This window comes from Dyadobacter sp. SRI_021, assembly GCF_057586235.1.
Genome location: NZ_JBYCZM010000003.1, coordinates 611,238 through 625,718, shown reverse-complemented (window position 1 = coordinate 625,718; position 14,481 = coordinate 611,238). Strand labels below are relative to the sequence as shown.

Annotated in this window: 11 protein-coding genes; 8 read left to right on the top strand and 3 right to left on the bottom strand. The window is 49.4% G+C overall.

The window, feature by feature from the left end; genetic code table 11:
• Positions 1 to 203: 203 nt before the first annotated feature.
• On the top strand, positions 204 to 1,244 hold the full coding sequence (pheS, locus tag AC2YIT_RS11880) for a phenylalanine--tRNA ligase subunit alpha (protein ID WP_487279301.1): 1,041 nt from the start codon (positions 204 to 206) through the stop codon (positions 1,242 to 1,244).
• Positions 1,245 to 1,313: 69 nt separating this feature from the next.
• On the opposite strand, the gene AC2YIT_RS11875 is transcribed toward pheS, so the two are convergent.
• Both AC2YIT_RS11875 and AC2YIT_RS11870 read right to left on the bottom strand, forming a co-directional pair.
• Positions 1,314 to 2,045 (bottom strand): esterase family protein, encoded by a 732-nt coding sequence (locus tag AC2YIT_RS11875; RefSeq protein WP_430844890.1) that lies wholly within the window; start codon positions 2,043 to 2,045, stop codon positions 1,314 to 1,316.
• Positions 2,046 to 2,159: 114 nt separating this feature from the next.
• Positions 2,160 to 3,590: a circularly permuted type 2 ATP-grasp protein gene (locus tag AC2YIT_RS11870; protein ID WP_430844889.1), complete on the bottom strand. Its 1,431-nt coding sequence runs from the start codon at positions 3,588 to 3,590 to the stop codon at positions 2,160 to 2,162.
• Positions 3,591 to 3,916: 326 nt separating this feature from the next.
• On the opposite strand from AC2YIT_RS11870, the gene AC2YIT_RS11865 reads away from it, so the two are divergent.
• From AC2YIT_RS11865 to AC2YIT_RS11855, 3 genes are all read left to right on the top strand, one after another.
• Complete coding sequence (locus AC2YIT_RS11865) at positions 3,917 to 5,464, top strand: DUF5723 family protein (RefSeq protein ID WP_487279300.1); 1,548 nt, start codon at positions 3,917 to 3,919, stop codon at positions 5,462 to 5,464.
• 66 nt (positions 5,465 to 5,530) lie between these two features.
• Positions 5,531 to 5,926, top strand: a complete 396-nt coding sequence (gene msrB, locus AC2YIT_RS11860; protein WP_223402720.1) for a peptide-methionine (R)-S-oxide reductase MsrB — start codon at positions 5,531 to 5,533, stop codon at positions 5,924 to 5,926.
• 81 nt (positions 5,927 to 6,007) lie between these two features.
• Positions 6,008 to 8,560, top strand: coding sequence for a penicillin-binding protein 1A (locus AC2YIT_RS11855; protein ID WP_430844886.1), 2,553 nt, complete (start codon positions 6,008 to 6,010; stop codon positions 8,558 to 8,560).
• Between the two features lie 67 nt (positions 8,561 to 8,627).
• Here AC2YIT_RS11855 and AC2YIT_RS11850 read toward each other — a convergent pair whose 3' ends face one another.
• Positions 8,628 to 10,403, bottom strand: a complete 1,776-nt coding sequence (locus AC2YIT_RS11850) for an ABC transporter ATP-binding protein (RefSeq protein WP_487279299.1) — start codon at positions 10,401 to 10,403, stop codon at positions 8,628 to 8,630.
• Between the two features lie 147 nt (positions 10,404 to 10,550).
• Between AC2YIT_RS11850 and AC2YIT_RS11845 the strand changes: the two genes are divergently transcribed.
• From AC2YIT_RS11845 to AC2YIT_RS11830, 4 genes are all read left to right on the top strand, one after another.
• Entirely contained in the window at positions 10,551 to 11,105 is a 555-nt protein-coding gene (locus tag AC2YIT_RS11845; RefSeq protein WP_430844884.1) for a DUF4126 domain-containing protein, read from the top strand.
• Between the two features lie 3 nt (positions 11,106 to 11,108).
• Positions 11,109 to 12,062 carry a helix-turn-helix domain-containing protein gene (locus AC2YIT_RS11840; protein WP_487279298.1) on the top strand — a complete coding sequence of 318 codons (954 nt, stop codon included), beginning with the start codon at positions 11,109 to 11,111 and terminating at the stop codon, positions 12,060 to 12,062.
• 92 nt (positions 12,063 to 12,154) lie between these two features.
• On the top strand, positions 12,155 to 13,537 hold the full coding sequence (locus tag AC2YIT_RS11835) for a glycosyl hydrolase (RefSeq protein ID WP_487279297.1): 1,383 nt from the start codon (positions 12,155 to 12,157) through the stop codon (positions 13,535 to 13,537).
• 93 nt (positions 13,538 to 13,630) lie between these two features.
• Positions 13,631 to 14,455 carry a sugar phosphate isomerase/epimerase family protein gene (locus AC2YIT_RS11830; RefSeq protein ID WP_487279296.1) on the top strand — a complete coding sequence of 275 codons (825 nt, stop codon included), beginning with the start codon at positions 13,631 to 13,633 and terminating at the stop codon, positions 14,453 to 14,455.
• Positions 14,456 to 14,481: the final 26 nt, after the last annotated feature.

The window sequence follows — 14,481 nt, the reverse complement described above, 5'->3', positions numbered from 1 at the left end:
AAGCAAACTTAGTAAAATGCGTAATTTTACGTAGTCTCAAAAACATGGATTTTTCCAACAAACCAATCCAATAAACGTAACTACGCCATTTCACTTCCGCCTGCGAGCTAACTTTCCTTATCTTTGCAGGAATTTCGGGGCTCTCGAAAAGGGCCTCCTGCCGCAACAGAGTCGGCGTAAGTCACCAATAACAACAAGCTTTTATGATTACCGAGCGGGTAAAGGAGTTAGTTTCTGAAATCGAACAGGCAACCGTCAGCACCAAAGAGCAGCTGGAAGCCTTCAGGTTAAAATATATCAGCAAGAAAGGCGCAGTAACCGAGCTTTTTGATAATCTTAAAAATATTCCGCAGGAAGATCGCCGGGCCGTCGGGCAGGAATTGAATACGCTCAAAAACCTGGCGCAAACACGTTTCCAGGATTTTCAAACAGCGCTGGAAAATTCGGCAGACAGCAATCCAGAAATGCTGATCGACCTGACCTTACCTGTAACACCCAATTTACAGGGAAGCCTCCATCCGCTAACTATCGTTCGCCGGAGGATCATCGAGATTTTCGAACGCATGGGTTTCAATGTGTCGTACGGACCTGAAATCGAGAAGGATTGGTACAACTTCAGCGCATTGAACTTTGCCGACAACCACCCGGCGCGTGAAATGCAGGATACCTTCTTTATTTCCAAAAGCGAAGGCGATGTAAAAGACGACGTCCTTCTGCGTACGCACACATCCAACGTACAGGTGCGCCTGATGGAACGTCAGAAGCCGCCGATCCGCTCCATTATGCCGGGCCGTGTTTTCCGGAACGAGGCTATTTCTGCCCGTGCGCATTGCGTCTTCCACCAGGTAGAAGGCCTTTATGTGGATAAGAATGTGAGCTTCAAAGATCTGAAAGATACTTTATACCACTTCGCGAAGGAGATGTTCGGCAAGGACTCCAAGATCCGCCTCCGACCATCCTACTTCCCTTTTACCGAGCCCAGCGCCGAAATAGACGTTTCCTGCTTTATATGCGGGGGAAAAGGCTGCAATGTTTGCAAGCATACCGGGTGGGTTGAAATCGCCGGATCAGGGATGGTAGATCCGAACGTTCTCGAAAATTGCGGCATCGACAGCGAAGAATATACAGGTTTCGCATTCGGAATGGGTATCGAGCGGATTACGATGCTGCGCTACGGCATCAACGACCTTCGTTTGTTTACCGAGAACGATGTAAGATTCCTCCGCCAGTTCGAAGGAGCCTGATCAACAATATTCAAAAAGCGAAAGCCCTGGAATGATCACATTCCAGGGCTTTCGCTTTTCCGAGCAATATCAAAATCTCGTTTCGAGGTAATAAGGAAGCATTTTCTTCCATGCCCACCATTCATGAGGAATGTCGCTTCCCCAGATATCCAGCTCGTGCGGTACGTTTTTAGAGGCCAGAATGGACGAAATGTGCCTCGAATAATCCGGCACCTCGTACGCGCCCGAGCCCGTGACGAAATGGATATGGCGACTGTCACGGTACATTTGCAGGTGCCATTCCGCTTTCAGGTTTTGCAGGTAATGCACCGGCGAGTTAAAATACACATTATCGTCGTAATAGCCGTCGGTATACACGCTCAGGTCGTAGCAGCCGCTCATTGCAATCACCCCGTGAATGTAATCGGGATGTTTGAAAAACAGGTTAGCGGCGTGCAATGCACCAAACGAAGCGCCAGCGGCAATGATCTCATTCGTCGGACTAGAATCTTCCTTAATAAAGGGCACTACTTCCTTGATTACATAATCGTTGAACGCCTGGTGCCGCACCGCCTTATCGTAGCCGTGCATATAAGGATTCAGCCAGCTTTCTCCATTAATACTATTGATACAATACACTTTTACCTTGCCGGAATAGATGTAAGGCTCAATAGCGTCGATTAATCCATTTTGTTCGTATTCCAGGTAATCGGAGGCCGCGGTAGGGATCATCAGGAGTGCCACTCCGTAATGTCCGTAAACGGCAATTTCCATCTCTTTGTTAAGCGCCGGACTGAACCATCCGGTTATATGGCGTTGCATTGCTAAATCATTTAAGTTACTGACTATTCCAATTCAGGCAGTTCAAACAAGGTTTATCAAACAAATACATAAACCGTTATCATGAACAGACTGCCAGTAACTGTTAATGATAACTTAATACAATACCCATGTATCCTTTCCTCCGCCTCCCTGCGATGAGTTCACCACGAGCGATCCTTTACGCAATGCTACCCGGGTAAGCCCGCCCGGAATTACACTAATGTCGTCGCCATACAATATGTAAGGGCGGAGGTCAACATGCCGCCCTTCCGCATGTCCATCGACCATACAAGGGACTCTTGACAGAGAAATCGTTGGTTGGGCAATATAATTCCGCGGGTTGTCCTTTATTTTTTGCCGGAACAGTTCGTGCTCTTCTTCCGTCGCCTTAGGTCCGATGAGCATTCCGTAACCACCGGCCTCATTGGCTTCTTTTACAACCAATTGTGAGATATTCTCAAGAACATAGTGCATATCATCCTCTTCGCCGCAGATATAGGTCCTCACATTCGGAATAATCGCTTCTTCTCCGAGATAATATTTGATGATCCGCGGCACGTAGGCATACACTACCTTGTCATCGGCCACCCCCGTTCCCGGTGCATTGGCCAATGCCACGCGTCCCTTTTTGTATACTTCAAAAATGCCGGGAATACCGATCAGCGAGTCCTCACGGAACGATTCCGGGTCCATGAACGTGTCGTCGATCCGACGATAGATCACGTCGACGATCTGCAAACCATTGGTTGTCCGCATTTTAACATAGCCGTCGGAAACCACGAGGTCGCGCGCGTCCACGAGCTCCACGCCCATTTGCTGTGCCAGGTAAGAATGCTCGAAATAGGCCGAGTTATAAATGCCGGGGGTAAGCACAGCCACGGTCGGGTTGGGGCGGTCGGCCAAATGTTGCAGCATTTGCAGCAGGCGCGTCGGGTAGTCGGATACGGGCCGCACACCTGTACGCGCAAGGACATCCGGGAATATTTGCTTCGACAACTCCCTGTTTTCCAGCATATAGGAAACTCCTGATGGACAACGCAAGTTATCTTCCAATACCATAAACGTGCCGTCGTCACCTTTAATAAGATCGGTACCGGTAATGTGGCACCAGATACCCTTCGGCGGTTTCAGTCCGATACACGGTTTGAGAAAACATTTGCTCGACTCGATCAACTCGCGCGGAACCACGCCGTCATTCAATATATTCTGCTCATTGTAAACATCGTCGATAAACATATTCAATGCCTTGATCCGCTGCTTCAGCCCTTTTTCAAGCCATTCCCACTCCGCGTTCGACAGCACTCGCGGAATAATGTCGATAGGCATAATGCGCTCGGTACCTTCGCCCTCGGAATATACATTAAAAGTAATGCCCATTGATAGCAGCGCGCGTTCAGTGGCAAGCTGGCGGTTGGTCAAATCTTCGTGCGTCAGGTTTTCAAATTTATTCTTTAAATGTTCATAGCCCGGACGTATTTCGCCCCCAGGAGTAAACATCTCATCGAAGAAATTTTCTATTTGATAATTAGAAAATGAAAAATTCATACAATTCAAAATTTGAATAAGTCAATACCGATAGTTCACAGAACAATATATGGTCAATGTATGAATTAACAAAACAAATACCAACAAGCACCGGCATCTGACTTCATCTTTGCCTTCCCGGAAAAAGTCAAAAGTGACTTAAATCGCTGACCGTGACATTTTACCAAAGAGCAACCGTTTGCGCATTTCCTTCGTATTAAAATCATGCCGCCCGACGTTATGGAATATTCTTTACCCATTCAGTAAACATTGTTGCAAGTCAGTGCCGTTAGCGTTTTCTTTGTAACCTGATTAAATCTCGGCTACCCCACCGAATCACGTTCCCTATGCAAAGAAGTTGGTTATCCATATTAGGAATGGTCTGCGGATTAACCATCAACGCCCAAGCCCAGCATTTGCCTGGTACCGCCATGAGCAATTTCGCCGGAACGAACGCATTGTACCATAATCCGGCATTTGTGGCCGACAGTCGTTACAGCTTATATGTAAACCTGGTCGGCACGCAGTTTTATACCGCCAACAACCACGTCAAATACGAAGCCCCCTATTCCTTCCTGAGCCTGCTCACCGGAACCGTGCCCGCCAAATACTATAATGAAAGAGGCATGTTGCTATTCCCCCGCTCCTACCTGGGCGAAAAACTGAATGGCAACAAGAAGTACCTGAACGCCGGTGGCGATACTCGCCTGCCGTCGATCATGTTCAATATGTTCAAAGGCCGGGTCGGAGTGGGAATTTCATCGCGGGCCCGTTACATCCTCAACACTACCCAGGTAACCGAGCCACTGGCGCGGTTAATCAGCAAAACCACGCAATTCAAGGATTTGCAGGATCAGGTGTACGAGCATCAGTCCGGCCAGTTGCATTTGAACGGGCTTGGCGAGATTGCGCTTACAGTAGGTGGCACTGTTTTCGACAATGAAACGGATTATCTTAAAGTAGGCGTAACGGTCAAAAGACTCATCGGCCTTTACAATGCCCACGCCATTATCGAAAATTCATCGTACGATATTCAGCCCGACCCCGCCTGGGAAAACAAGCGGCAGTATATCAATGTCAATGAAATCAATGTACGCTATGCGCTCACGCGCGACGAAGGGTTTCAGAATGTAAAACCATCGCCCGCCTGGCTCCTTGGCGGCGCGCCTCCCGGAAGCGGCTGGGGTTTCGATCTCGGGGCTGTTTATGAATACAGGCCCGACGTTCACAAGGCTACTTACCGTGAAAGAGGTGAGCGGAAACGCGACGCGTCGAAGAACAAATACCTGTACCGAATAGCAGTTTCACTGACGGACATCGGTCGTGTCCATTTCAAAAACCCGGCTTACATCCTGCAACAGGAAACTCATACGACAAACAAGGAATTCAGGTACGACACATTCCAGAAGCTGAAAGGCTCCGAAGGCATTTTCAATGCGATCAACTCTTCGCTGGACGGCGGGCAACCCATCGCACCGAATTTCAAATCGATATTGCCAATGGCATTCCAGGCGAGCGTGGATTATAACATAAAGCCGAATGTGTATGTCAATGGTCTCTGGGTCCAGAACCTGGTTCCGCAGGGCGCATTTGGCATGAAGGCAGAGTCATACATAGGTGTTACGCCCCGCTACGAGCACAAATGGTACGAAATTTCGGTACCGCTGTCGCTCATGAACCGCTATCGCTCCCCGGCAATCGGGCTTGCCGGGCGCATTGGTCCGCTGTGGCTCGGCACCGACCACCTTCCCGGGTTGCTAAACATCGGTAACCCGAGGGCGTTCAACTTGTATTTCGGCATTTCGGGAGGCCTTTTCCGCAGACCGCCCGAATCTCAAAATCAGTGCTGGCCACCACAGGATTCATGGCTTCGACGTATTTTTTCTAAACGATAAATTTCCCTTCAACGTTATCAAAGGATATGGTACGATTTTTCAAGACCATTCCTAAAACACAAATCCATGAGAGAAGTACAAAAGACCAGGGAAGAATGGCAGCAGGAGCTTACGGGCCAACAATGCTTCGTTCTGTTCGATAAAGGTACTGAACGCCCTTTTTCGCATCCGTATAACGACAATAAAGAAGAAGGTACTTATGTATGCGCAGCATGCGGGACACCGCTTTTCAGCTCTGAGGCAAAATACGATTCAGGTTCGGGATGGCCGAGCTTTTTTATGCCGGTAGCCAAAGAAAATGTGGAAGAAATAGTGGATAAAAGCCATGGCATGATCCGTACGGAAGTGGTTTGCAGAACTTGCGGCGGACACCTCGGACACGTTTTCAACGACGGCCCCAAACCAACCGGACTTCGTTACTGCATGAACGGAGCCGCCTTGAAATTTCACAAAGCTGAATAGAATAAATCTTAGAAAAAGCCGGATTGAATCATATCTATCCGGCTTTTCTTATCTTTGACACATTACGAACCAAAACGTTTGATGGAAGTTATCCGATCGTTTTTTACCACAATCAGAACGCTGTTCCGGACATTCCGGTCGCGCCTGGCCACACTCATCAACAGGATTGCATATAAAATCACTTCGCTTGTAACCGGCAAATCCAAAGCCGACGCGCTCTTTCAATCTTACCGGCAAAACAAAAAGTCGGTGCGCGGCTGGTGGGAGGATAATGTGGACGTCAATTCGAGATATTACCGCCCCATTGTAACAATCTGGAAAACCATCGTTTATGGGTTCGTCGCATTTGCGTTGTACATTTTCTGCGTTGAAACGAACTTCCTCTGGCTGATGGGCAGCATGCCGAGTGTGGAAGACCTGCAAAACCCGAAAGTGGCTCAATCATCCGAAATTTACACCGCCGACGGCATTATGATCGGCAAATTTTATACCGAAAACCGGACGCCTGTTCCTTACAAAAAAATTTCCCCCAACCTTGTCAAAGCATTGATCGCCACGGAGGACGCTCGTTTCTACCGGCACTCGGGTATCGATTACAAAGCCATGGCCAGCGTAGCCTGGGGGATCGCTACCGGCGCTACCGACCGCGGAGGCGGTAGTACTATTACCCAGCAGCTCGCCAAAAAGCTTTTCAAAACACGCAAATCGGGCGCTCGCGGACTACTTGGTTATATTCCCGGCCTGGGCACATTGATTTACAAAACCAAGGAATGGCTCACGGCCATTAAGCTGGAAAGAAATTTTACCAAAGAGGAAATCCTGACCATGTATTTCAACACGGTCGATTACGGGAACAATACGTATGGTATCAACACAGCCGCGAAATCTTATTTCAGCAAATCTCCCGACAGCTTGAATGTGCAGGAATCGGCGGTGCTGGTAGGTTTGCAAAAAGCGACCACAACCTACAATCCGATCCGCAACATGAAACGCTCGCTCGAACGCCGCAATGTGGTGATCGACCAGATGCGCAAATACGGTTACCTGAGTGCCAAACAAGCCGACTCGATCAGTGCCCTGCCGATCGAGCTGAAAACTAAATTCGAAACGCCTTACGACGGCAATGCCAATTATTTCAAGAATGCGGTGGTTGATTTTGTTAAAAAATGGGGAGATGAGAATGGTTATGACCTGTATACCGATGGCTTGAAGATCTACACCACCATCGACTCGCGCATGCAGGAGGACGCGGAAGAAGCCATGACCCAGAAAATGAAGCAGCTGCAACGTGTTTTTGAGGACCACTGGCGCAACCAGAACCCCTGGCGCGATGAGGACGGCAATGAGATTACCGATTTCCTCCAGACCGTCGTGAAACGTACCAGCAAATACCGTGCACTGGCTGCCAAATTCCCGAACAATCCCGATAGCGTGACCTATTACCTCAATAAAAAGGACACTATGACCGTCTATGACTGGAAAAATAGCGGGGAAATGAAGAAGTATTGGAGTTCGATGGACTCTCTCGATTACTATAAGCGCATTCTCCGCGCCGGCATGATGGCCATGAACCCGCAAACTGGCCAGATCAAGGCCTGGGTGGGTGGTCTGGATTACAATTATTTCAAATACGATGCAGTGAAGCAGGGAAAAAGGCAACCCGGATCGACATTCAAGCCATTTGTTTACACGACCGCGATCGACGATTCGTCATTTAATATGAACCCTTGTGACGAAATCGTTGACAAGCCATTTGAAAAAACTTACGAAGAAGACGGTGAAGAGAAAGTCTGGAAACCCAGAAACGCCACCGGAACTTACACCTACGCCCCTATGACGCTCCGCCGGGCATTGGCGCAGTCCATTAACTCGGTTACTGCAGAGCTTACCGACCAGGTAGGCGCCGCAAATGTGGTTCGTTACGCTAAAAAAATGGGTATTACAACACCGTTGAAAGCAGTTCCATCGATTGGTTTGGGGCCGTTCGACGTCTCACTTTATGATATGGTGGCGGCTTATGGTGTTTTCGCGAACAATGGGACTTACACCCAGCCTATCCTGGTAACCAAAATAGAAGATAGCAACGGCAAGGTAATTGAAGAATTCCAGCCCGAGCACCGTCAGGCGATCAGCGAGGAATCGGCATTCCTGATGCTGCAAATGCTGCGTGCCGGTGTGGAAGAGGGAGGTGGTACTTCGGGAAGTATCCGATGGAAGTTCAATGTGACCATGAACGGCAACCAGCTAGGCGGCAAGACCGGAACAACCTCCAACAACTCCGATGGCTGGTTCATGTGCGTCACGCGTGACCTCGTGGTGGGTGCCTGGGTTGGCGGCGACGACCGCAGTATTCACTTCCGGACGACCAACCTCGGTGAAGGTGCTAAAACTGCGTTACCGATCGTGGGGGCATTCCTGGAAAAGGCTTATAAGGACAAATCCATTGAGCCCGGGCCGTTCCCGAAGCCAAGTTTTAAAATCACTAAAACGTATAACTGTCCTACGCAATGGGCACCGGCTGTGAGTGACTCGCTGGGGATAGAAGGCGACAGCACGCCGGCCAAACGGAACGAAGAAGACGAATTCCTGATCGGCCCTCCGCCGATTCCTTTAGATACTAGTAAGAGGAATTGAATTTAGGCTGTAAGCTGTAAGCCGTAAGCTATAAGCGCTGTATGCTTACAGCTTACAGCCTAAACATCTACAATGTCCCAATCTTATGCACCTCTTTATATTGAATACGATAAAGATTCGCATAAGCTCCATCTTTTTCCAGTAATTGCTCGTGGTTGCCTTCCTCGACAATCCGCCCTTTATCCACCACAATGATCTTATCCGCTTCCTGGATCGTCGATAACCGGTGTGCAATTACTATCGCCGTGCGGCCATGCATTAAATTCTCAATGGCGTGCTGAATCAATTCTTCCGTTTCACTGTCGACGGACGAGGTGGCCTCATCGAGCACGATAATCTTCGGCTCGTGCACCATCGCACGCACAAAGGAAATGAGTTGCCGCTGTCCTACTGAAAGCGTCGCGCCGCGTTCCATTACATTATAGGTGTAGCCGCCCGGCAAGCGCTCGATGAAATCATGTACACCCACAAGCTTCGCAGCTTCGACGATTTTTTCATGGGTAATGCTTTCGTCACCGAGTCGGATGTTGTTTTCAATGGTATCTGAAAAAAGAAAGACATCCTGCAGTACTACCCCGATATGTTTACGCAATGCATTCAATTCGTAATCGTGCACTTCGATGCCGTCGACGTAGATGTTCCCCTTGTTGATATCATAAAACCGGGTGAGTAGGTTGATGATCGAGGATTTCCCGGCCCCGGTCGCGCCTACAAAGGCGATGGTCTCTCCTTCTTTTACTTTAAAATTAATATCTCTTAAAACGTATTCCTCGTCGTTGTAAGCAAACCACACATTCTTGAATTCCACATTACCCTTGATGGATTCCGGTGCAAATGTGCCTTCATTAGCCGTGTATTCGTCGCTGTCGAGCAATTTCAGAATGCGGTCGGTGCTGACAATCCCCATTTGCAGCGTATTGAAACGATCAGCGAGCTGGCGGATCGGGCGGAAGAAAAGGTTGATGAACATCACGAATGCCGTAACAGTACCGAACGTAATTTCAGCATTCAAAATTTGTTTTGAACCATACCATACCACCAAACCGGTACCAGCTGCGGCAATCACATCCGCCACGGGATAATACACCGAATAATAAAGGATAGACCGGATGTTCGCATTCCGGTGCACTTTGTTAATCTCCCTGAATTTCTGGTACTCGATATCCTCGCTGCTGAAAATCTGTACGATACCCATTCCTGTAATATGCTCCTGTACAAATGCATTCAAATTTGAAACGGCAGCCCGCACTTCATTGAAAGAATCCTTGATCTTTTCTTTGAAAACATAGGTACAGAAAAGCATTAGCGGGATCATCGAAAGGCTGATAATCGAAAGCTTCCAGTCGGTGTAGAACATCACGGCGATGATGAGCACCAGTTGCAGAATATCCCCGGCAATGGCAGCCATACCGTCGCTGAACACGTTGGAAAGCGTTTCCACGTCGGAGATCGTGCGGGTCACCAGCCGGCCGATGGGCGTATTGTCAAAGAATTTGAGTCTTAAACCGATGATTTTCTGGTACAACTGCACGCGGATGTCGCGGATAATGTATTGCCCCAACCAGCCCGACATATAAGTATTCCAGAATTGTGCCAATCCCTGGGCCAGTGTTACGACCACCATCACGATCAGCATCATTGTCAGTTGCGAATAATCCCCGTTTGCGATCGGCGTATCGATCGTGTATTTAATCAGCAGGGGCGTCAGCGGCGCGAGGACCGCATTGAGCAAAATAATGGCTATAAGCAGGTAAAACTGCTTCTGGTAAGGTCGAACGAATGTGTATAGGCGCCTTAGGGTAGGAAGATCGAATATCTGGCCGCTTTTGGTTTCCTGGTTCACCGGGTAGCTATTTGGTAATACAGTGGTTGTCTTGGATCAACAATACAAAGGTAGAAAATGTCACAGAGGCGATAAAAAAACTACCAATCGGCACATATCTTTTTCAAATACACTACATTAACGTCTTAATGCCTCTAACTCATCAAAATGGAGCTGTTTCTGAGTTTATGTCTGGGAATAGGGCTGAGCGCAAGCTGCGGTTTCAGGATATTCCTGCCCATGCTGGTCGCGAATATTGCTGCTATGAACGGCTGGATTTCACCGGGAGAACAATTCGGCTGGCTGAGCACCTGGACGGCCTTCTTCGCGCTGGGCACGGCTACAATACTGGAAATAGCGGGTTATTATATTCCTTTTGTAGATAACCTGCTCGACACCGTTGCTACGCCCGCGGCCGTAGTTGCCGGCACATTACTCACCACTTCTTTCATCGAAATCGACAACCCGATGCTGCATTGGGGGCTCGGACTCATCCTCGGAGGCGGCACAGCCGGATTGGTACAGGCGGGTACGGGTATTTTGCGGCTTCTTTCGTCCAAAACAACGGCTGGCCTTGGCAACCCGGTGGTTTCTACCGCCGAGAATGTCGCATCTTTCGGCTTGTCGGGCCTGGCGGTATTTTTGCCGGTAATCGCCCTGGTGTTGGTAGTATTGCTGGCTGCGTGGCTTTTGAAACGGTTAATGAATTTGAAAAAGTCTTGATGCATGGTTTTCGTGTCTGATGCAATCCCGGTCCATTCGCTTCCCAAAACGCCCAGCCAGGTACCCGCATTAAAGATTTTCAGGTTTAAAAACAGTACCCATATTCAGCAGGAAGGGACTGTCCAGTCGGGGACCATCCAGTCCGGCCCGGTATCGCTGCCCATTACCCCGCTCCCTACCGACGCACCGCACCGGCATACTTATTACGAAATCCTGTTTATCGAAGAAGGGCAAGGCTTTCACGAGATCGACTTCCATTCTTATAATATCCAAGGGGCAGGGCTGCATTTTCTGACACCGGGGCAGGTGCATTTGCTTACTTTTTCGAGCTCTTTCCAGGGTTACATCGTCGCGTTTTCGGAGGATTTTTACACATTTTACAATCCCATGAACCCGTCGCTTTCCCAGCTGCCGTTCTTCCAGCCGGCACGTAGGCAGCCGATCATCACATTGTCGGGAAGCGACAAGCATTACTTCCACAACATCCTCGAAAATATGGTTACGGACCATTTAAGCGCCGAAACCGACCAGGCGCTCATCGGAAGGTATTTGGGATTATTATTGCAAAAATGCGCTTTTCTCGCCCAGCGCAATGCACAACCTGCCGATTCGCCGGCGCTCTCCGTACCCGAGCTCGCAGGCCGGTTTCAGGAATTAGTGGAGAAGAATTTCAGGCAAATGCATGAGGTGCAGCAATATGCCAGCCAGTTATCGGTTACACCCGACTATCTGAGTAAAATCATCAAAAAATACCTCGGCATTTCCTGCCAGGAATACATTCTTGACAAGCTGCTCCTCGAAGCCAAACGGCTCCTGGTTTTCTCTAATTTGAGCAGCAAGGAAATCGCCTACCACATCCACATGGACGACCCGTCCTATTTCAGCCGCATCTTCAAAAAGAAAACCGGTCTCACCCCGAATGAGTACCGCAAGCATGTTCGGAAAAGTACCATTTAATAGCAGATTTGTACCTTGCTATCGCTTTTTATCACAAATATCTTTGTATTGTCCAAAATTAAAATGGCTAAATAATACTATTGATATAAGTTATGCAGATAAAAAACGAACTGACTGCCGCTTCACTCCAATCCAAAATCGATCGTTTCTGGGAAGTTTCTGGTGAAAAAATCAAGCTCATCAATAAAGAGTACGACAATTCAAAAGGGACTCCGGTTTTCACGGTGAATGGAAAATACACCCTTCGCGGCTGGACGGAGTGGACGCAAGGCTTCCAGTATGGAGCGGAAGTGCTGCAATTCGACGCTACCCGCGACGAAAGCTACCTCGCAAGTGCCCGCAAGAACACGGTAGACTTCATGGCCTCGCACGTGGGACATTTCGGTGTGCACGATCATGGTTTCAACAATGTGAGCACGTATGGCAACCTGCTCCGCCTGATGAACGAGGGTGTGATTCCCGAAAACGAATGGGAACGCAACTTTTACGAGATCGCGCTGAAAATATCCGGGGCTGTACAGGCACGCCGCTGGACGCCAATTAAAAACGGCCACGGCTTTATCCACTCCTTCAACGGGCCGCATTCGTTGTTCGTGGATACGATCCGTTCGGTGCGCGCGCTGATGGTTTCGCATTTGCTCGGCCATAGTTACATGGGTGAAAATGATTTGAAAACCAGCCTGCTCGAACGCGGAACGCTACATTCGATTGCTACGGCTAATTATTCGGTTTACTACGGCGAAGGTCGCGACAGCTACGACCTGTGGGGACGCACTGCCCATGAAAGCGTGTTCAATACCAACGATGGTAACTACCGCTGTCCTAACTCGCAGCAGGGCTTCTCGGGCTTCACCACCTGGACGCGCGGCCTTGCGTGGGCAATGGTCGGCTTCGCTGAGCAGCTCGAATCCCTGGCCAGCTTCTCTGACGAAGAACTCGCGCCAATGGGCGGCCGTGCCGAAATTGAGCGCATTTACCTCAAAGCCGCACAAGCTACCTGCGATTTTTACATTGAGAATACAGCGGCAGACGGCATTCCTTACTGGGATACCGGTGCACCTCAACTTTATAAACTGGGCGATTATACTTCCAGAACTTCCGATCCTTACAACGACTTTGAACCGATCGACAGCTCCGCAGCGGCTATTGGTGCCCAAGGATTGCTCCGTTTGGGCAGATACTTGAACGAGAAAGGACAAACAGAAGCTGGAAACCGCTATTGGCAGGCTGGCCTTACGGCTGTGGATTCACTTTTTGCTGAACCTTACCTCTCTACCGACCCAACGCATCAGGGGCTGATCCTTCACTCGATTTACCACCGTCCGAATGGCTGGGACAATGTACCTGCCGGACAAAAGATTCCAAATGGCGAGTCGAGTATGTGGGGCGATTATCATGCTAGGGAAGTGGCTCTTTACTTGCACCGTATCAATAAGGGGCTGCCCTATTACACGTATCTCGGCGCGGTGAAGTAACGGTACTGTCTCCCTTCAACTCCGCTCAGGGTGACAAGAACGACTTCACACCTAACAAAATATCAGTATTAAATCCATAACCATTTCTCCGAATTGGAAAACATAACACTCGACCGGTGCTGTATCCACACCATTACTACCAAGCCCTGGGGACTTTCGGAGGCGGTAGAAAACTACGCTGCTGCCGGCGTAAAGGGCATTAGCGTATGGCAAAATGCCATAGAAGGGATCGGGCCGCACCGTGCGGGCGAGATCATCCGCGCAGCCGGGCTGAAAATTGTCTCGTACGTCCGTGGAGGTTTTTTCCCGCACACGAGCAGCGCCGGGCGTGCGCAGGCGATCGACCATAACCGCAAGCTCCTCGAAGAAGCTGCAGCTTTGGGAGCACCCATGATCGTGCTGGTATGCGGCGCTTCACCGGACCAGTCGCTGGAAACCTCCCGGGATCAGATCCGGGAAGGCATCGCGGCCATTCTGCCGCTGGCCGAAAAACTGGGCGTAAAGCTGGCGATCGAGCCACTGCACCCGATGTACGCCGCCGATCGCTCAGCCATTAACACCATGGCGCAGGCCAATGATATGGCCGAATATTTCAAATCGTCTTTCGTAGGCGTGGCAGTAGACGTGTACCATCTGTGGTGGGATAGCGACCTTGAAAAAGAGATCGCGCGCTGCGGAGCGAATGGCAATCTACTGGCTTACCATGTCTGCGATTGGAAAGTGAACACAATCGATCTTTTAAATGACCGCGGCTTAATGGGTGAGGGATGTATTGACCTGAAAAAGATCAGAGGCTGGGTGGAAGCGACGGGTTTCAAGGGATTCTGCGAAGTAGAGATCTTTTCGAATATCCATTGGGCTAAGGACCAGCATTTGTTCCTCAGCGAGATTACCGAAGCGTTTGTCAGAACAGTGTAATGGCGCGAAGCTTCGCTTCGTGCAAA